Below are 19,740 nucleotides of genomic sequence, written 5' to 3' on the forward strand. Positions count from 1 at the left end.
ATGGAAGACTTAAGAAAAGAACTTCAACGGCTTTCAAAAGACCCCATTATTTCAAAGAAATATAGAAATATAAAACTGTTTTCTTATCTGATAAGAACGTTTATAGCTGTAGTGATTATTTACTTCTTATGGTATTATGAATGGATAAAATGGGTATTGTACATTTATATCCCTATTAATTTAATTTCACTCATTTCTATTTTTGGATGGAATCTGTTTTTGAATAAAAGGATTAAAAAATCGCAACTTCAGATCGAAGAAGTCATAAGTACAATTGATGAAGAAAGAGGAGTAATTAATCCAACTTGTCCGTCAGCTTCTTAAACACCTTTTTAGGATTCTTATTTTCGTACAAAACGTCATAAACCGCATTGATTATAGGTAACTTCGTCTTTTTTAAATTCTTCTCATTTAATAAAAACGCACTTTTGGTGGCATAGTAACCTTCAGCAATCATATTCATTTCCATCTGTGCAGATTTCACCGTGTAACCTTTACCTATCATATTGCCAAACATTCTATTACGAGAAAACACAGAATAACCCGTTACCAATAAATCCCCCAAATAGGCTGAATTATTAATATTGCGCTTCATCTTATGCATTTTCTTAATAAAACGTTTCATTTCCCTTATGGCATTGCTCATCAATACACTCTGAAAGTTGTCACCATAACCCAAACCATGTGCAATACCCGCAGCAATAGCATAAATATTCTTTAACATCACTGCATACTCCACACCGATAATATCATCACTGATTTTTGTCTTAATGTAAGAGCTCGATAAGTTATTAGCTATGGCTTGCGCTTTTACTGGGTCTGCACAAGAAATGGTAAGATAAGATAAGCGTTCTAAAGCTACCTCTTCTGCATGGCATGGACCAGCGATGACCGCTATATTTTCAAAAGGGATGTTGTAAATATCATGGAAGTGCTCACCTACCAATAAACCCGATTCTGGTATAATTCCTTTTACTGCTGAAACTATGGTTTTTCCACTAATATCTGTGGTAAGTTTTTCGAGTTCAGAATGCATAAAAGCCGACGGAATCACAAAAATAAGTACATCTGCCCATTCAGCAATTTCATTAATATCATTACTGAGTTTTAATTGTTCTATATGAAATTCTACCGAGCTTAAATAACTGGGATTGTGCTGTTCTTTTAAAAGATGTTCCTTAGTGTAGACACTGCGCATGTACCAACCGACTTCATCTAAGTTTTCGCAAAGCATTTTTACAATGGCAGTTGCCCAACTTCCAGCCCCAAAGACCGCATATTTTTTGGTGTCGCTCATAGAAATAGTTTCGTTTAAGTCATTCAAAAATACACAAATTTTAGAGAATGATTCTTGGTTTTTCCGCTGTCAATCTATGGCCAGTTACTAAACTTGTAGAAGTATAGTTAATATTCTTTTTAGGTCAATACACCCATTGTACATTGTAATGAAATTTGACATTTTGACTACGCTCAATTTGATATTTCAATCGGTATTAAAATTTGACTTTGGCACACGTTTTGAAATTATAAAAGTAATAACCCTAAAACCGTTAGATTATGAAGACGATAAAACTATTACTTGTATTTGCACTCAGTGCAACATTGTTTACCTCATGTTATACTGAGGAAATAAACATTAACGATAATGACCCTGCAATTTCATTAAATCAATTGCTGCAATCTTACGATTTGTGGTACGTGGATATTAACGCTACCCAAGGTTATGGCGAAACTCCATTTTTACAAATTGCCTTTACACTGAGCTTTGATAATGGTCGTATGTATGCCAATAATAATTTAGTAGGTTTGGGTAGTCAAGGTAATGGATTTGGTGTGCAAATAGGAAATTACGATGCCTATGATATGATATTGGATGTTAACCACACCGTCGATGGGTTTGAGTCTTTTGATGTGTTTCAAATAGACAACAATACTATTGAGCTATACAATCCGTTTAATGACACGTCTTACTTTTTAGACGGTTATCAACGCTCTAATTTTGATTATGACTTTGTCTTCTACGACAATATTCATTATTTCTTGCAAGAGTATGAGGCTTGGGAAAAAGTATACACAAGTGAGTTTGGAGCTTTAAATGAGTTTGATAATGAAAACTATTTACAGTTTTTATCTGGTGGAAACGATTCTACATTTAGAAGCTCGCAAGATGTAAATGTGAACAATCCAAATAATATCTACTGGGATTACACAGGGTTTTATGGTGTAGGAGATATTACAGGAAATATGTACCTAAAAACATTAACATTAGATTATGATTTCTTTGACAATGAATTCTTTGAACTCAGCGTTATTGATGATGGTAGGATAGAGTTGTTCCATGCAAATTCTGGCACAGTATATGAGTTTGAAGGAAGAGGATATATTGCTTATTACAGAAGTTCTGATACCCAAGGCCGAATTACAGAGACAACGGAAATGCCCAAAAAACGTAAACAAAAATTACCTAAGGTAGATAACCCTAGAAATAATACTCGAAGCTAAATTTTGGTTGGTTATTTAGTTTCAAAAACGCTCAGTTGATACTTGTCGACTGGGCGTTTTTATTTTGAAGTGACTTTAAGGGTTTACCTAGTGTCTAAAAAATAGAGCTTGTCACTAATTCTTTATTACATCACTTGAATGCAATTACACCACATTGTGACCAAGCCTTACCCATGGATTTTAAAACTAGAAATGGCAGAACTCTTAACCTAAATATTTTTAATATACTCATCATATCAGGAGTAGTACATGGTATAATCTTCAGTGTAATTGTATTGAGTCAAAAAAAATATGCCACAAATAATGTTAAATACCTCTCTCTAATAGTATTATTTCTCTCATTAAGTAACTTTAAATATTGGTTATTGGACACCAAGTTAATTGATCTCTACCCCATAATTAAATACATATACATACCTTGGCATTGGTTAGTGTTACCTATGTTCTATTTTTATGTGCAAAAATTTATTGGAAAACAACCCATTACCAAAATATTAAGCGTATACTTAATCGGCCCCTTTGTGCTGGTCCTGTTTATACATATAGTGCAGGTGTTTTATAAGTTAACGGTAAACAAGGCCTATGATATACCATCACATTTTAGCAGAGGGATTTTTGTCTATGTGGAATTCTTCTCAATTGCGTTCAATATTATACTTATGGTTTTAACTCATAAAATGATAATTAACCATGAGAAAGATATTTCTTATGATATAAAATGGATAAAATCGGAAACAAATTGGCTGAAAAAACTCATATACCTTGGAATGCTAACCTGTTTGTTTTGGTTCTGTGCTATAAGCATTGTCGTAATATACGACCTTAATAGATCATATGTTTTCTACCCAATGTGGATTGGTATATCTATACTTGTATATTGGATAGGGTATATAGGCCTTCAAAAATCTAAACAACTTGAAGAGCGAATTGGATTAAGAAAAAAAAGAATTGCCCTAATTGAAAATTTAAAGAAAAATAGTCACAACACCCAAAACAAAAACACTTTCCTTAGAAAACCAAATGTCATTGAAGTTATAGAAGATATGTTCAACAATGAAAAGTTATATCTTAACCCAAACTTAAGCTTAGAATATTTAGCTAATAAGGTTAACCTAAGTACAAGTCATCTTTCAAAAGTCATTAATAACCAAAAAAATATGAATTTTAAAGACTATGTAAACGGTTATAGACTTGAAGAAGCTAAAAAATTACTAAAAGATAAAAATTATGATAACTATACAATCGTAGCCATAGGTTTAGAGTGTGGTTTTAATTCAAAATCAGCATTTTACAGTGCTTTTAAAAAACAATATCAACAAACACCAAACCAATTTAGAAATGTATAAACTTGTCCTATTTTTTGTTGTTCTGCAAGTTTCGGGACATGGGTGTTGGTAATTATACAGAACTTTGGGTATTGAAAATTAAAAAATCCTACTTTATGAAAAATCTTTTCAAACTCATTTATCTATCAATTGCCCTATCTACCCTTTTTTGCTGCGAAAAAGAGGATAACGGCACCGCCCAGAACGAAAACTTTAAAACGGTATCCGTTGATGATGCCATGGGTTTTCTGAACCTAAGGACAGTAAAAAAGACCAATGCCAACAGTTACCTTACCAACATATCCACGGATGTGCAGCAAGAACAGATCACCAATACCGATGAGCTGCTTACCATTGTACCAGCAGCAACAATCCATCAACAGCACTATAGCCATATACTGCTTTTAGAGATCGATGGGGAGATACAGAGTGTGGTGTTCAGTATGACCCCAGATGAAAGTCCCGACTCGGAAGCTTACGATGGTGAACTGCTCATTACAGACCTTGATGGCAGCTTCATAAAGGGATACACCGTAGAAAACGGAATTTTGCAAACCGAGTACCTGGGATTCCCAGACGTTTATGGCAAAGCCGTGACCCAAAAAAACGATTGTACGGATTGCCCCTATTCTGTCTGTGACTATTGCGACCTGGAGGAGGTCGATATAGGGTTCGTTGGCGGCAGCTCTGGTCTGCCTCAAGTCAATTATATCGTCGTCGGTAGCATCTTTGACCGAGGGAACAGTGGCGGCTATATTGACTTTGGCTGGAACTCTGGCGGTGGCGGAGGAGGAGGCTCGTCGAGCCCCAATATTACCCCTTACCAAGGCTTCCTAAATTCGCTCACACTGGCGCAACGTAATTTTTTAACGGCTAATACGCCCTTAAAAATCAATATCCAAAACTTCTTTTCCGAAAATGGGCACAGTGAGGCTAATGAGAGTTTTATAACAGATATTATTATTTATTTAATGGGTAATCCCAACTCATCTTTAGAATTTAATATTAACCTAGACCCTAACAATGCTCTACATTTTGATTCTTTCGAAGAAGCTGAAGACTATTTTGACAGCTTATCTAGTAGTAATTACACACATGTATCTTCAGTTTTTGAAATAGGCTCGGTTAGAAGAGACGTACACTCATTAGAATTCAATAATTTTCCTCAAGCTAACATAGTCACCTCAATCAAAGCAATGATACCAGACGATAACAATGCTTTGGAATGTTTGAACATCTTAAATGTAAGATCAGAATTAGAAGGTAATAACACGTTGTTTGATTGGACGCAGCTTGATAGTGAAGATCCCAATGACAGCAGTGGGCCTGTAATTGAAATAAATGAATCTACAGACAGCGTTAAAATATCTGTTGAAGGTGAAATGTTGGTTGGATTAAACATTGGTGGTTACCCTCTCAGAAGTAGACATTTAATAACGGTTGTTATTACATATAATTATTCAACAGCTCAGATTAACGAAGATTATTGTTATTGGTATTATACTAATTAAGCACTTTATGAAAACACAGTCTCTTATTATAATATTATTAATTCTTCTAATGATTAATTGTACGGTTTACAAACCTTTTTCAAGTAATAAGAATAGAAAAGAGTCTACAAGGCAGATTAAAGACACCTTTAATCTTACGTCAGAAGAATTTAAGCAGATTAATGAAGATTCTATATTGTTTGAGATATCTGAGTCTTTAGCCAAACAAGTGAGTTTTAAAACAACTAATCGACGTATAGATTCTTTTTTAAGCGGTAACTATGAAAAAAAGCAATTATTAATTGCATTGAATATTGACCAATTAAAACTCAAAGGAGAATTTGATTTTGATTATACAGATAAATTTAATGGTCGAAGGCTATACTTTAATACAGTTAAAGAGTATGAAGAGTTTATGAAAAAATTGGACTGTAGTTTTATAAAAAAGGTAAATTTTAAAGTAGATACATTAAAAAACTGAATATGGAAACAGTAATATCCCCGAGTATTGGCTTAATAATATGGCGACTGCTCATGATTGCCATTATGATATGTTTTATAATCTCAATGGTTAAACTTTATAGAAAAGTCACAAAATATATTGATTTGAAATCTAAGTACTACGAAAACAAAATGGAACTTTAAAAAAGTCTCGTAATTATACGGTATGAAGCCTTTATCCCCATATGATTAATGTCGACAAAGAATTATACTATGAGAACAGCTTAAACTAAACAACGAATAAAAATGAAAACAAAAAAAACAGTTATAACAACAATAGTAATAGTAGTAATGATAATTTTAGCTTTCCTTTATCTATTAAGCAATATAAAATTATGTGGTCAGTAATTTAAAGACTTATTTATGTTAATCACAATATTTATAGTTTTTGCATTGTGTTTTATCATTGAGCGCATAAAGCCTGGGTGGCATTTACCGCAAGTCCCTACATGGACAATAAGGGTTTTGGCCATTAATTTTGTACAACTATTCGTTGTAGTCATAGCAGGGTTTACATGGGAAGAATGGTTGTCTTCTTCATCTATCTTTAGATTATCAGATTTTGTCAATCCTACCTTGGGAGGTGGAATAGCTTACATTATTGCAACCTTTGTGTTCTATTGGTGGCATAGATGGAGGCATACTGTAAATTTTCTATGGTTACATTTTCATCAAATACATCACAGCCCACAACGAATCGAGGTAATCACCTCTTTTTATAAACACCCTTTAGAAATGGTTCTCAATTCAATCATTGGCAGTTTATTGGTTTATATGTTATTAGGTCTTAGTATTGAAGCAGGAGCCGTCTATACTTTATGTACCGCACTTGGGGAATTCTTTTATCATACAAATATTAAAACACCTCAATGGGTTGGCTACATTTTTCAACGACCAGAAATGCATAGAATCCATCATGAATACAATAAGCATACAAACAACTATGGTGATATAGTTTGGTGGGATATGCTATTTGGCACATATGAAAACCCTAAAGAATTTAAAACCTCATGTGGCTTTGATAATGAAAAGGAGCAGCGCTTGATTGACATGCTGAAATTTAAAGATGTACATGAAGAAAACTTGTAGTGGCGTAATTGGAAATCAAAAGTCACTTGTGAGTCAATCTAGCTACAAAGATTTATCATAAATATAAAGAATTAATAATGAAACAACAAGATCATATCGGTTTTTACAATTGGGTAAAGTTTTTAATTGCAGGCATATTGATGCTGTTCTTTTTAAACAGTAACTCACAAGAAAACTACGTAAAATTGCCAAAAACACAGAGCAGTTGTCCCATGATAATTGTTAACGACAATATCATCGCTAATGAAAGCTTTATCAACAAATACAAGACTTTGATTATTAAAGTAAGGGTATTGAAAGATAGACATTATCATACAGTTCATAGATCTTCCAACCTAAGTGAAAACGGAACTGTCTTTGTGGAGTTGGATCAAAAAATAAAAACCAAGTCACAATGTGATTTAAACAAATTTTTTGGAATAGATAAAAACAATGACGTTTACGTTAATGGATATTTAATTGAGGATGCTAAATATAAAATTGCCGTAGAGAGTATCATTGATATTGAGTTAATCACGCCAAACTCAACAAACAAATTAAAACGTAAGTCAATTAACGTTTGGACCATCACTAAAGAAGAACGGGAACAGGGATGTAAACAATAGGCTACAGAATAAATTCGCTTACAAATCCTTCAAAACCACTTCCAAATCCTCATAGCCATAAGGCTTTGCCATAATAATCTTGGATGCACTTAACAAAAAGTACATAGGTGTAGCGGCAACACCATAGGTTTTTACAATGGGGTTTCCCCATTTACCCAAACCGATGTTATGGATAAAATCGGGGTAATTTTTAATCTCTTCTGTCCATTTGGTGGGTTCATCTTCCAAACCAAAAGCCACTACTTTTATATTGGGTTTTTCGGCAACCAATGCCTTTACTTTAGGAAGTTCTTTTAAACAATGTCCACAGCCACTACTCCAAAATATAAGCAGATAATATTCCGAGCCTTTTAAATCGTGAAGACTTGAAGTGTTCTCACCATATATAATTTCAAAATTAGGGGCTTTGGTACCCAAAGATGTATTTTTATAGGATGTGATGGTTTCTGCCAAAACCTTATTACCAGTAGCGTTAGCCAGGTCTAATAAATGATTTTCGGTAATATAATTGGCAAGCTCGTGGTTTTCTAAGGTTACAAAACGTTGCCATAGAATTTCCATTAAACTCGTTTTAATAATACGATCGTCGTTACTAATCGCATCGGCTACTTGATCTACCAAATCCTTATAGGATTTGTTCGTAGGGTTTTCTATCATATTAAAAACATAACCTGTTACTCTATCGACCAAAAACGAAGAACTCTGCAATAGATAATTACTAAAATCTATCTGACTTAAAAAATGCTGTTTTAGATGGTTAGAATAGGCGCTAACATCTTCGTACTGCGGAGGTATATAAGGTCTATTGGCCGTGATAAATGCAGAAACCAATTTGTCTTTTGAAGATTCTTCATACGCCAACTGTGTATCCTTTACTACCTTAAAAATAGATGCAAAGCCATCCTCGTCTGTATTGGCTTTAGAATAATAATTACTAATGGTTTTGTTAACCATGTCCATGCTGTGCAGATAGGAATTCCAGAGTTTGTTTTCTTCAGATTCGGTAAATTCCACACCTTTATCATAACTAAAATTAAAGGCTACGGTTTCCTTGCCATCGTATATAAAATCGAAATTGTTTTCTTCTGGCGGAACAGCGTACACAATTTTATAAATTCCTGGAGTCACTGTAGAATCCAATGGAATTTCAAAATTACCAAGACTATCTAATTTCCCCCTATTTACATAGTTGGCACCTTCTGGTGTAGCCTTGTATAAAAAGGCATAGGAAAAATCTTCTGCTGGCGAAAAGTTTCCTTTTACACTTTGAGAAAAGGCGAAACAAGGAACTAAGAACAAGGAAAGGATTAATTTTTTCATTTTATATGGTTTTATCGCGATAACTGCTTCAATAATTAAGCCATTATGCCTTTTTAGATCTAATACTTTCTATAACAACCGTGCATAATATTAAGAGACCTCCAACAAATGTATGTATTGTTGGTATTTCTTTCAAGAAAAAATAAGCAATTATAATACCGAAAACAGGTTGTGCGCTTCCAATAATACTTGCTGTACTCGCTTTAAAATATTTTAGGCTATTAACAAACAGCGTATGTCCAATAACAGTCGTTAGAAGCCCCAACAATATTACATAAGGATATTGTGTGGTGATATTTGAAGTATCCATAACATATAAAACCGGAGCTAAAATAACGGTAAGTATAGCGACTTGATAAAACATTAACATAGTAGGGTTATACTTTACTACATGGCTTTTTAGTATAAGAATACGAAGTGCATAACAGACTGCTGATAATAACCCAAAGAGAATCCCTTGAAGTTGACCGCTTTTTATATCAAGATCAGGCGCTAAAATGTAAATACCTACAAGCACAATAATACCTAAAACAATATGAACAGGATCGAATTTTACTTTAGAAAACAAGGGCTCCAAAAGTGCCGTAATTACAGGAAAAGTGAACAACGACAACATCCCGATAGCCACATTAGAAAATTTTAAGGCGTAAAAATAGGTAATCCAATGTGCTCCCATACATACAGCACCAACTAAAAATGTCCACCGATCCTTACGCGTATAGATCTTTAAATCAATGCCCTTGTAAAGACATAAAACCAATAAAAATACCGCTGCAATAGCTGAACGCCACCAAATTACAACTGGTGTCGGTAAGGCAATGTATTTACCCAAAGCACCTGAAGTACTGATGAAGATTGTAGCAACCGTAAGCCACAGTAGGTGATTTAAATGTGAATTTTGTTTCATTCATTTAAAATTTGTCAATTCAATTCAATTGAATTTTAAGTCATTAAATTGTAACATTTAGATTAAAAAAACTTTGGTAATTCTAGATACAGTTTTTCATACTCCAAAACCAATAGAACAGACTTTAATCTTTATATTTTAGAAAGTGCTGCCAGTGCCTGTTTTATAGATTTTATGTTTTCAAATGTAATGAGTAAACGCAATCCGTTTCGGGTTTGCTTTTCTTTCATTTTACATTGGCCCGCATTAGTTTGCACAAACTGTAAAACTTTGGTAAAAGCTTCGGTTTGATAGAATTTACTTTGTTGGTCATTTATAAAATAGCCTATCAATTTACCCTGTTTCATAATGAGTTTTTCAATTCCCATTTTAGTGGCAATCCATTTTAAACGTACACTATCAAAAAGGTCAGAAACTTGTGTTGGTAATTCGCCAAAACGATCAATAATTTCAGATTCAAACTTCTCTAGTTCCTCTTCTGTTTTTATGGCATTGAGTTTTGTATATAGATTGAGACGTTCGGTAATATTGTTGACATAGTCATCTGGAAAAAGTAATTCAAAATCCGTGTCTATCGTTATATCTTTAACATATTGCTTTGGCTTACCATCATCTTCATACAGATCTGCAAACTCTGACTCCTTTAGTTCTTCAATGGCTTCGTTTAAAATCTTCTGATAGGTATCGAAACCTATATCGTTTATAAATCCACTTTGCTCACCACCGAGTAGGTCTCCGGCACCTCTAATTTCCAAATCCTTCATGGCGATGTTAAATCCGCTGCCGAGCTCGGTAAATTGTTCTAAAGCGGTGATGCGTTTGCGAGCATCGGTGGTCATTGCAGAATATTCTGGTGTAATGAAATAACAAAAGGCCTTTTTATTGCTTCTACCTACACGACCTCGCATTTGATGCAGATCGCTCAATCCAAAATTATTGGCATTGTTGATAAATATGGTGTTAGCATTGGGAACGTCTAAACCGCTTTCTACAATGGTTGTACTCACCAAAACATCGAACTCACCATTGATAAATGCGAGCATGAGTTGCTCTAGTTTTTTACCATCGAGCTGCCCATGGCCGATGGCAATTTTGGCATCTGGAACCAAACGCTGAATCATCCCGGCAACTTCCTTTATGTTTTCTATTCTGTTGTGAATAAAAAATACTTGGCCTCCACGCTGAATTTCATAACTAATAGCATCGCGAATGGTCTCTTCGTTAAAGCGAATTACGTGACTTTCAATCGGGTATCGGTTTGGCGGAGGTGTGTTTATTACAGACAAGTCCCTTGCGGCCATTAAGCTAAACTGAAGTGTTCTGGGAATGGGAGTGGCGGTTAATGTCAATACATCTACGTTTTCTTTTATCGTTTTCAATTTTTCTTTTACGGCAACACCAAATTTCTGTTCTTCATCTACGATAAGTAGTCCCAGATCTTTAAACTTTACATTTTTATTCGCAAGTTGGTGCGTACCAATGATGATGTCTACACTCCCTTTTTCCAAACCCTCTAACGTTAATCGTTTTTCTTTAGCAGTTTTAAAACGGTTGACATATTCTATCGTAACAGGGAAAGCTTTTAGGCGCTCCTTAAAAGTACGGTAATGCTGATAGGCCAAAATGGTTGTAGGTACCAAAACGGCAACCTGTTTTCCGTTATCAACAGCTTTAAAAGCCGCTCTTATGGCGACTTCAGTTTTACCAAAACCAACATCGCCACAGACCAAACGGTCCATTGGGCGCTCGCTCTCCATATCTGCTTTTATATCTGCCGTTGACGACACCTGATCTGGCGTGTCCTCATACACAAAAGAGGCCTCAAGCTCGTGCTGCATATAACTGTCTGGAGCGTATTGAAAGCCTTTTTTAAGCTTCCGTTTGGCATAGAGCTTAATGAGGTTAAAAGCAATTTCCTTAACTCTAGATTTGGTTTTCTGTTTTAGATTTTTCCAAGCCTTACTTCCTAGCTTGTATATTTTTGGCGGTTTACCATCCTTACCATTAAATTTTGTGATTTTATGTAACGAATGAATACTTAAATACAGTACGTCCCGTTCACCATAAATCAATTTTATGGCTTCTTGTTTTTTGCCCTCAACATCTATTTTTTGTAATCCGCCAAACTTACCAATACCATGATCTATATGAGTTACATAATCCCCAATTTCGAGATTTGTGAGCTCTTTTAAGGTAATAGCCTGCTTTTTGGCGTAGCCATTCTTAAGATGAAATTTGTGGTACCGATCAAAGATCTGATGGTCAGTGTAAACTGCTATCTTATGTATCTTATCAATAAAACCCTGATACAATGAAAGTACTACCGTTTTGTAATGTACTTCTTGCTCAATATCATCAAAAATATCGTGAAAACGTTTTGCCTGTTGTTCACTTACGCAAGCGATATAATTGGCAATTCCGTTCTGGTGGTTTTCATTTAGATCTTCAATAAGCAAATTGAATTGTTTGTTGAACGAAGGTTGTGGTTTGGTATTGAATTCAATTACGGAGGCATTAGTAGAAACTTGTGATGCCGCAATCTCTTTTTTGTCTGGGTGAGATTCTATGCTTTGCCCTAGATGAGAAAAGAAACTCTGCGAACCAAACTCAATCAAATTGTATTCTAAAAATTGATGTTTCAATACCTCGGAGCTACAGAACAATTCTTCTGGTGAAGCATGCTTTATATCTGAAGACAACTTATTGAAAGCCTCTTCGGCTTTAGCAAAAAACTCATCGATTCTTGAAAACAGCAAAGATGCGTTCTTAGAAAAAATAACCGTTTTATTAGAAATGTATTTTAAAAAACTCTCACGGCTTTCTGCAATTTGCTTATTGGCAACATTAGGTATAATACTTACTTTTTTAATACGCTCAGTGGAAAGTTGTGTCTCAACATCGAAAGTTCTAATGCTATCAACTTCGTCACCAAAAAACTCAATACGGTAAGGCTCATCGTGCGAAAAAGAGAATACGTCTATAATACCTCCTCTCACGGAAAACTCCCCCGGTTCTGTCACAAAATCGACACGTTTAAACTTATATTCAAAAAGGACTTCATTTACAAAATCGATACTCAGTTCATCGCTAACGGTAACCTTTAAGGTATTTTTCTCTAATTCTTTTTTAGTAACCACCTTTTCAAAGAGAGCATCGGGATAGGTAACAATTACAGCTGGTTTTTTTCTTGAATTGATTCGATTTAAAACCTCAGCCCTAAGTAAAACGTTGGCATTATTGGTTTCTTCTATTTGGTAAGGTCTTCTATAGCTTCCAGGGTAAAACAATACATCTTTATCGTTGATGAGCTGTTCTAAATCATTGAGGTAATAGGCTGCTTCCTCTTTGTCATCAAAAATCAACAAAAATGGTTTGTCAGCAGTTTTAAATGCTTCGGCCACAACTATTGAGAACGACGATCCTACAAGGCCCTTTAAATGTATTTTATTTTCGGTTTGGGTAATAGCATTTTGCAGATTTTGCAGTTGCAAAGTCTGTGCAAAAGTTTGGGAAATGAATGCTTTACTCAAGTTCCTTTATTTGATGTGCAAATATAAAATTTTTGCGGTGTTATTAATTGAAATTATCTATTATTAGAATTATATTTGCACTCTATAAAAAACAGTATATATGTCATTTTCAGAATTATTTGAAAGCGGATTTAAAAAGCGAAATGAAGACCATTTTGCAGCCATAGTAAGAGTTGCAATGAGCGATGGAGTTATCAATGATGCAGAAAAGGCGTTTTTAGACCGTTTGGCTATTCGCTTAGATATTACAGAGCTCGAATACAAAGACATTCTAAAGGATTATAAAAGTCATCCTATTAATGCACCACATTCTTACGACAAACGCCTAGAACGTTTATACGATTTGGCGCGTATGGTTTGGGCAGATCATATTGAAGGCCCAAATCAATTGGGATTATTAGAAAAGCTTTGTATCGGATTAGGATTTAACCAAGACAACGTAAAATATATTGCTGATAAAGCTTTAACGCTAGTACATTACGAAGTAGACTTGGAGGAGTTTACTGAGAGAATGAAAAAAATGAACCAGTAGTAGATTTTAGAAAAAAATTAAGCGAACATTAATGTTCGCTTTTTTTATTCTGCATTGCGCATAAACTCCTCAGCTTTTTCCACCATATTCTTACTTCCACAAATAAAAGGTACACGCTGATGTAGTTCGGTAGGTTGAATATCCATAATACGTGTAAAACCATCACTGGCTTTACCATTGGCTTGTTCTGCTAAAAATGCCATAGGATTACATTCGTACAGTAAACGCAATTTACCATTACTTGCTTTAGAACTTTTTGGGTACATGTAAATACCACCTTTTATCATGTTTCTGTGAAAATCAGAAACCAACGAACCAATATATCTACTGGTATATGGTCTGTCCCCTTCTTCCTCTTGGCAGTATTTTATATAGTTTTTAATGCCCTTTGGAAAATGAATATAGTTCCCTTCATTTACTGAGTAGATACGGCCATCTTCGGGGAATTGCATATTGGGATGCGATAAGTAATAGGATCCAATGGCAGGGTTTAAGGTAAAACCGTTAACGCCATCGCCTGTTGTATAAACCAACATGGTAGACGTTCCATAAACCACATAACCCGCCGCTACTTGCTGATTTCCTTTTTGAAGAAAATCCTCGAGCTGCACAGGTGTACCAATAGGAGTCACACGCCTGTAAATTGAAAAAATAGTTCCCACAGATACATTCACATCAATATTAGACGAGCCATCTAGCGGATCAATCAACACAACATACTTATTTTGATGGTTTTCGTCCTGACTGTTTATGGTAATAAAATCGTCTTCCTCTTCACTGGCTATACCACAGACAATATTTCGCTTTGTCATGGTCTGTATAAACTTCTCATTGGCATAAACATCTAATTTCTGTTGGTCCTCACCTTGAATATTGGTATCACCAGCCGCACCAATAATATCAACTAGACCCGCTTTATTAACTTCGTGATTAACCACTTTTGCCGCTAAACGAATAGAATTTATTAATCTCGAAAGCTCACCAGAGGTATATTTGAAAGACGCTTGATTTTCAATGATAAATTCACCTAGAGTTTGATTTATTTTAGAGTTAGACATGGAGTGGTATATTGATTAGATGGCACAAATATCGCATTTTTTAACAAACTATATCGTTTTCGTACTGTAAACTATTTACAAGTAAACCTAAGTTCTTTTTTTAGTATAACCTTATAAAATATTTAAGTAAATCTGTAAGCATTTAAAATGCAATTATCGCATAAATAAATTATGGATTAAAGCGAGTTTTAGATTATATTTGATTTTCGTTTTCATAATTAATAATGACTCTACCTAGACCAGCAACTAAAGAAGATATGCCAAGGGTTTTAGAGCTAATAAATGAATTAGCCGTGTTTGAAAAAGAGCCCGAAGCAGTTGAAATCTCATGCTCTGATTTAGAACGTGATGGCTTTGGCGAGCTCCCCAAATTTAAATGCTTTGTTGTAGAAGTAGAAAACAAAGTTGAAGGTTTGGCATTGGTTTATCCAAGATATTCAACCTGGAAAGGTAAAGCACTGCACCTCGAAGATCTCATTGTAAGTAAAGCATGCAGATCCAAAGGTCTAGGAACACAACTCTTGGATACCGTAGTAAAATACGGAAAAGCAATTGGAGTAAAACGCATAAGTTGGGAAGTCTTAGACTGGAATGAACCAGCCATTGCATTTTACGAAAGTAAAGGCGCAAACGTTATGAGAGATTGGGATGTGGTACAACTCGATGAGAACGGAATCAACGCTTATTTAAAGAATATTAACTAAAAAAGATTCTCATTTTTACGAGAAGTATATATGCAGATTTTTAAATTTGGGGGAGCATCGGTAAAAGATGTTAAAGGTGTGAAAAATTTAGCCAAAGTTTTAAACACCACAGGTTACAAGAATACTTTAGTGGTCGTTTCTGCCATGGGAAAAACCACTAATGCTATGGAATTGGTCATCAAAAATTATTTTGAAAACAAAGCAGAACTGCAAAGTTCTATCCATGATGTTATAAAATATCATAATGAAATTCTGCTAGGTTTGTTTGACAATGAGCGTCATCAGGTATTTTTAGCTGTTAAAGCCCTTTTTGATGAATTAAACTTATTTTTTAAAAGCAATAAATCACCAGATTACAATTATGTCTATGACCAAACTATAGGTTTTGGTGAGTTAGTTTCTACAACAATTATCAGTCATTATCTCAATGATATAGGTTTAAAAAATAATTGGTTAGATGTTAGAGACTACATAAAAACCGATAATTATTACAGACGTGCCAACGTTAATTGGGAAGTGACCCAAGCCCAAATTTCTTCTCAACTTAATACATCAGTCCTAAACATTACCCAAGGATTCTTAGCCAGCGATGCAAATAATTTTACTACCACTTTGGGCAGAGAAGGTAGTGATTATACGGCGGCTATTTTTGCGTATTGTTTAAATGCCAATAGTGTTACCATTTGGAAAGATGTACCTGGTGTTTTAAATGCAGATCCTCGCTATTTTGAAAATGCACAATTGCTTAACCAAATTTCTTACAGAGAAGCGATAGAGTTGGCATTTTACGGAGCTTCGGTCATTCATCCAAAAACACTTCAGCCATTACAACGCAAGGAGATTCCATTGCATGTAAAGTCATTTTTAAACCCTAATGCTAATGGTACTTGTGTTAGTAAAGGAAAAACCTTGGAGCCAGAAATTCCGTGTTTTATCGTAAAGAAAAATCAGATTTTAATTTCACTGTCATCATTAGATTTTTCATATATCGTTGAAGAAAATATCAGTGAGATATTTAGCTTATTGCACCTATACAAAATGAAAGTTGATGTTATTCAGAATTCAGCCATTAGCTTTTCTGTTTGTATCGATAACCTATACAACAATCTCGAAAAGTTGCTTCAACATTTAAGAGCAAAATTTAAAGTCACATCTCACGAAAATGTAAGTCTTTATACTATAAGGCATTATAACCAAGCTGCAATAAAAGAACTCGAAAAAGATAAGACCGTACTGTTGAAGCAGTTAACACAAGAAACGATTCAAATAGTAACTAAATAACATTTACTACATTTGTTTTATGGGGAAATCATCTAATATGGGATTAGTTACGGCAAAAGAGGTTGCCAAAGCAATCCATGCAGATAAGTATGGTTTCTTAGGAACGTTTTTTGGTTGGATATTGATGAAAGTACTCAAAATTTCTACGATAAATAAAATATATAAGCGCAACAAACACTTATCTAACGTAGACTTTTTGAATGCATTACTTGATGATTTTCAGATTAAATTCGAAATTCCCGAAGAAGACTTAAAAAGACTTCCTAAGGACGGTGCTTATATCACCATTTCTAACCATCCATTGGGCGGAATAGATGGTATTCTACTATTAAAATTAATGCTAGAACAGCGAAGTGACTTTAAAATTATTGCCAACTTTTTGCTTCATAGAATTGAGCCTCTTAAACCTTATGTAATGCCAGTAAATCCTTTTGAAGATCGTAAGGATGTAAAAAGTAGTATCGCTGGATTTAAAAATGCCATTTTGCATTTAAGGGAAGGGCATCCGCTTGGAGTATTTCCAGCGGGAGAAGTATCGACCTACAGAGATGGTAAATTGGTAGTGGATAAACCTTGGGAAGAAGCTGCAATGAAACTTATTCAAAAAGCAGAAGTTCCCGTAGTTCCTATTTATTTTCATGCCAAAAACAGTCGCCTTTTCTATAGATTATCTAAAATAAGTGACACGCTTAGGACTGCTAAATTACCTTCGGAGTTGTTAACACAAAAGCGTAGGGTTATAAAAGTAAGAATAGGCCGGCCTATCTCTGTTAAAGACCAGAAGGAGCACAACGCACTTGCTGATTTTTCAGAATTCCTAAGGCGTAAAACCTACATGCTATCAAAATCTTTTGAGGATAAACCAAAGATTTTAGATAATCTACAGTCGCAACTTAAAGTATCCAAAGAGCCAAAACGTATTGTAACCCCGATAGATACAGATGTTATGATTGCCGAGGTTGAGCAACTCAAACAAAAAGATTGCAGACTTTTAGTAAGCAAAAATTATGAAGTGTATTTGGCTTCGGCTAAGGACATGCCAAATATTCTAAGGGAACTCGGAAGACTAAGGGAAATTACTTTTAGAGAGGTTGGTGAAGGCACAAATGAAGCTATAGATCTTGATACTTTTGACACCTATTATCATCATATGTTTTTGTGGGACAATGAAAATAACATGGTCGCTGGAGCGTATAGAATGGGTTTGGGCTCTCAGATTTTTGAGCGTCATGGCATTGACGGTTTTTATTTACAAGACCTATTCCGTTTTGAACCCGAGCTTTACAAAATGATGAGCCAGTCTATTGAAATGGGGCGTGCTTTTATCATTAAAGAATACCAACAAAAACCAATGCCTTTATTTTTACTTTGGAAAGGTATTGTACACACTACTTTGCGTTATCCTGAGCATAAGTACCTAATAGGCGGTGTGAGTATAAGCAATCAGTTTTCTAACTTTTCTAAGAGTTTGATGATTGAGTTTATGAAATCTCATTATTACGATCCTTATGTAGCGCAATATGTGCATCCTAAGAAAGAATTTAAGGTAAAATTGAAAGATGCCGATAAGGATTTTGTGTTCGATGCTACCGAAGCCGACTTAAACAAGTTTGATAAAATCATTGACGAGGTTGAGCCAGGCGCATTACGTTTGCCCGTTTTACTTAAAAAGTACATAAAACAAAACGCCAAACTTGTGGCATTTAATGTTGATCCATTATTCAACAATGCAGTTGATGGTTTAATGTATATAAAAATTGCTGACCTACCTGAAAGCACCGTGAGACCTGTGATGGAAGAATTTCAGGCAGAACTCGAGCGAAAATTCATGGAAAATGGAGAAGATAAGTAAAGTTATTGTTTTACTGTTTTTATTAAGTTCGTTAATTATTCGCTCTCAAACCTTTATCGGTAAGGTTGTTGATTCCCAAAATTTAGCATTAGAAAACGTTGCTGTATATTTTGATAATACATCTATTGGAACCGTAACAGATAGTCTGGGCAATTTTTTCATAAATCATTTAGAAACACCCAACAAGCCATTAGTGTTTAGATTAGTAGGATACGAAGTGTTAGTAGTTGATAATCCTTTAAAGGATAATCTTAAAAAAATAATACTTTATGCAAAACCAGAAATATTAGACGATGTTATAATAGAAGCTGACCCATGGACAAGACAACGAAAAGAAAATTACTTTAAGAGTTATTTTTTGGGGAAGAATCAAATGAAAGAATATTGTAAAATACAGAACATTGAAGATGTGGATTTAAGATTTAGTCCGTCAGATGGAATACTTTACTGTACCTCTGATAAACCAATTTTAGTGGAACATAAAAAACTTAGCTATTTAATAGAGGTAGATTTAGATTATTTCAATTTAACATTTAATAAATTAAACATGGGTGATTTAAAGTTTTCATTATCACCCCGTATCATAAAAGGAGCTATTCGAACATTCTATAAAGAGTTGGTTAACAATGGCAAAACATCTAAACGAAAATTAAAGTTAAGAGATGAGGTCTATGAGCTTTCATCTTTAAGATTCTATAGAGCCATGATAAATGAAACCCTACCTCAAGATAATTACAAAATGTATTATGAGGATACTGTTGTTGACACAAAAGAACACATTAGGGTAAACAAGGTTGGTGCTTTTTTTTCTATAGCGTTAAAAAATGACACATATCTTATTGAGGATAAATTTGGAAACAAAACGCAAATTGCGCCTCTTCAGCAAATTTTTATCGTAAACAAGAATGGCTATCTTATCGATGAGAATGGAGGTATATCTAATAAAAGAGCATTCGCTTTTCGTGGTCATTTAGGTAATTTAGGGATTAGCATGCGATTGCCAGATGATTATATATGTTCAAATTGTACTAAGCTCTAGTGTTT

At 34.5% G+C, this 19,740-nt stretch carries 17 protein-coding genes; 12 read left to right on the forward strand and 5 right to left on the reverse strand.

Features of this window, described 5'->3' with window-relative positions; genetic code table 11:
- Window positions 1–324 carry a hypothetical protein gene (locus KCG49_RS07280; protein WP_218545532.1) on the forward strand — a complete coding sequence of 108 codons (324 nt, stop codon included), beginning with the start codon at window positions 1–3 and terminating at the stop codon, window positions 322–324.
- Here KCG49_RS07280 and KCG49_RS07285 read toward each other — a convergent pair.
- Window positions 296–1,297, reverse strand: coding sequence for an NAD(P)H-dependent glycerol-3-phosphate dehydrogenase (locus tag KCG49_RS07285; protein WP_218545533.1), 1,002 nt, complete (start codon window positions 1,295–1,297; stop codon window positions 296–298). The two genes, KCG49_RS07280 and KCG49_RS07285, sit on opposite strands and share 29 nt — an antisense overlap.
- Window positions 1,298–1,557: 260 nt before the next feature.
- Here KCG49_RS07285 and KCG49_RS07290 point away from each other — a divergent pair, with 260 nt between their 5' ends.
- From KCG49_RS07290 to KCG49_RS07315, 6 genes are all read left to right on the forward strand, one after another.
- A complete protein-coding gene (locus KCG49_RS07290; protein WP_218545534.1) occupies window positions 1,558–2,502 on the forward strand; it encodes a nicotinic acid mononucleotide adenyltransferase in 945 nt (314 codons plus the stop codon).
- 173 nt (window positions 2,503–2,675) lie between these two features.
- Window positions 2,676–3,848, forward strand: a complete 1,173-nt coding sequence (locus tag KCG49_RS07295; RefSeq protein WP_218545535.1) for a helix-turn-helix domain-containing protein — start codon at window positions 2,676–2,678, stop codon at window positions 3,846–3,848.
- A 95-nt stretch (window positions 3,849–3,943) separates the two neighbouring features.
- The gene (locus tag KCG49_RS07300) at window positions 3,944–5,338 is read left to right on the forward strand and encodes a hypothetical protein (protein ID WP_218545536.1); all 1,395 of its coding nucleotides are present in this window, start codon (window positions 3,944–3,946) and stop codon (window positions 5,336–5,338) included.
- A 7-nt stretch (window positions 5,339–5,345) separates the two neighbouring features.
- The gene (locus tag KCG49_RS07305; protein ID WP_218545537.1) at window positions 5,346–5,798 is read left to right on the forward strand and encodes a hypothetical protein; all 453 of its coding nucleotides are present in this window, start codon (window positions 5,346–5,348) and stop codon (window positions 5,796–5,798) included.
- Window positions 5,799–6,181: 383 nt separating this feature from the next.
- On the forward strand, window positions 6,182–6,907 hold the full coding sequence (locus KCG49_RS07310; RefSeq protein WP_218545538.1) for a sterol desaturase family protein: 726 nt from the start codon (window positions 6,182–6,184) through the stop codon (window positions 6,905–6,907).
- 77 nt (window positions 6,908–6,984) lie between these two features.
- Window positions 6,985–7,512 carry a hypothetical protein gene (locus tag KCG49_RS07315; protein WP_218545539.1) on the forward strand — a complete coding sequence of 176 codons (528 nt, stop codon included), beginning with the start codon at window positions 6,985–6,987 and terminating at the stop codon, window positions 7,510–7,512.
- Between the two features lie 18 nt (window positions 7,513–7,530).
- Here the strand turns inward: KCG49_RS07315 and KCG49_RS07320 are convergent, their stop codons facing one another.
- From KCG49_RS07320 to mfd, 3 genes are all read right to left on the reverse strand, one after another.
- Complete coding sequence (locus KCG49_RS07320; RefSeq protein WP_218545540.1) at window positions 7,531–8,832, reverse strand: TlpA family protein disulfide reductase; 1,302 nt, start codon at window positions 8,830–8,832, stop codon at window positions 7,531–7,533.
- A gap of 43 nt (window positions 8,833–8,875) precedes the next feature.
- Entirely contained in the window at window positions 8,876–9,739 is an 864-nt protein-coding gene (locus KCG49_RS07325; RefSeq protein ID WP_218545541.1) for a DMT family transporter, read from the reverse strand.
- Between the two features lie 131 nt (window positions 9,740–9,870).
- Window positions 9,871–13,269, reverse strand: coding sequence for a transcription-repair coupling factor (gene mfd, locus KCG49_RS07330; RefSeq protein ID WP_218545542.1), 3,399 nt, complete (start codon window positions 13,267–13,269; stop codon window positions 9,871–9,873).
- Window positions 13,270–13,369: 100 nt separating this feature from the next.
- Between mfd and KCG49_RS07335 the strand changes: the two genes are divergently transcribed.
- Complete coding sequence (locus tag KCG49_RS07335; protein ID WP_218545543.1) at window positions 13,370–13,801, forward strand: tellurite resistance TerB family protein; 432 nt, start codon at window positions 13,370–13,372, stop codon at window positions 13,799–13,801.
- 44 nt (window positions 13,802–13,845) lie between these two features.
- Here the strand turns inward: KCG49_RS07335 and fbp are convergent, their stop codons facing one another.
- Window positions 13,846–14,859 carry a class 1 fructose-bisphosphatase gene (fbp, locus tag KCG49_RS07340; protein WP_218545544.1) on the reverse strand — a complete coding sequence of 338 codons (1,014 nt, stop codon included), beginning with the start codon at window positions 14,857–14,859 and terminating at the stop codon, window positions 13,846–13,848.
- Between the two features lie 224 nt (window positions 14,860–15,083).
- On the opposite strand from fbp, the gene KCG49_RS07345 reads away from it, so the two are divergent.
- Genes KCG49_RS07345 through KCG49_RS07360 form a run of 4 tightly spaced genes read left to right on the forward strand, consistent with a single transcriptional unit; the run spans window position 15,084 to window position 19,735 of the window.
- The gene (locus tag KCG49_RS07345) at window positions 15,084–15,563 is read left to right on the forward strand and encodes a GNAT family N-acetyltransferase (RefSeq protein WP_218545545.1); all 480 of its coding nucleotides are present in this window, start codon (window positions 15,084–15,086) and stop codon (window positions 15,561–15,563) included.
- Window positions 15,564–15,593: 30 nt separating this feature from the next.
- On the forward strand, window positions 15,594–16,844 hold the full coding sequence (locus KCG49_RS07350; protein WP_218545546.1) for an aspartate kinase: 1,251 nt from the start codon (window positions 15,594–15,596) through the stop codon (window positions 16,842–16,844).
- A gap of 37 nt (window positions 16,845–16,881) precedes the next feature.
- A complete protein-coding gene (locus tag KCG49_RS07355; protein ID WP_218545797.1) occupies window positions 16,882–18,696 on the forward strand; it encodes a GNAT family N-acyltransferase in 1,815 nt (604 codons plus the stop codon).
- Window positions 18,680–19,735 (forward strand): carboxypeptidase-like regulatory domain-containing protein, encoded by a 1,056-nt coding sequence (locus KCG49_RS07360; protein WP_218545547.1) that lies wholly within the window; start codon window positions 18,680–18,682, stop codon window positions 19,733–19,735. The genes KCG49_RS07355 and KCG49_RS07360 overlap by 17 nt, the downstream gene beginning before the upstream one ends.
- Window positions 19,736–19,740 lie beyond the last annotated feature (5 nt).

Source organism: Winogradskyella luteola, assembly GCF_019203985.1.
Lineage (GTDB): Bacteria > Bacteroidota > Bacteroidia > Flavobacteriales > Flavobacteriaceae > Winogradskyella > Winogradskyella luteola.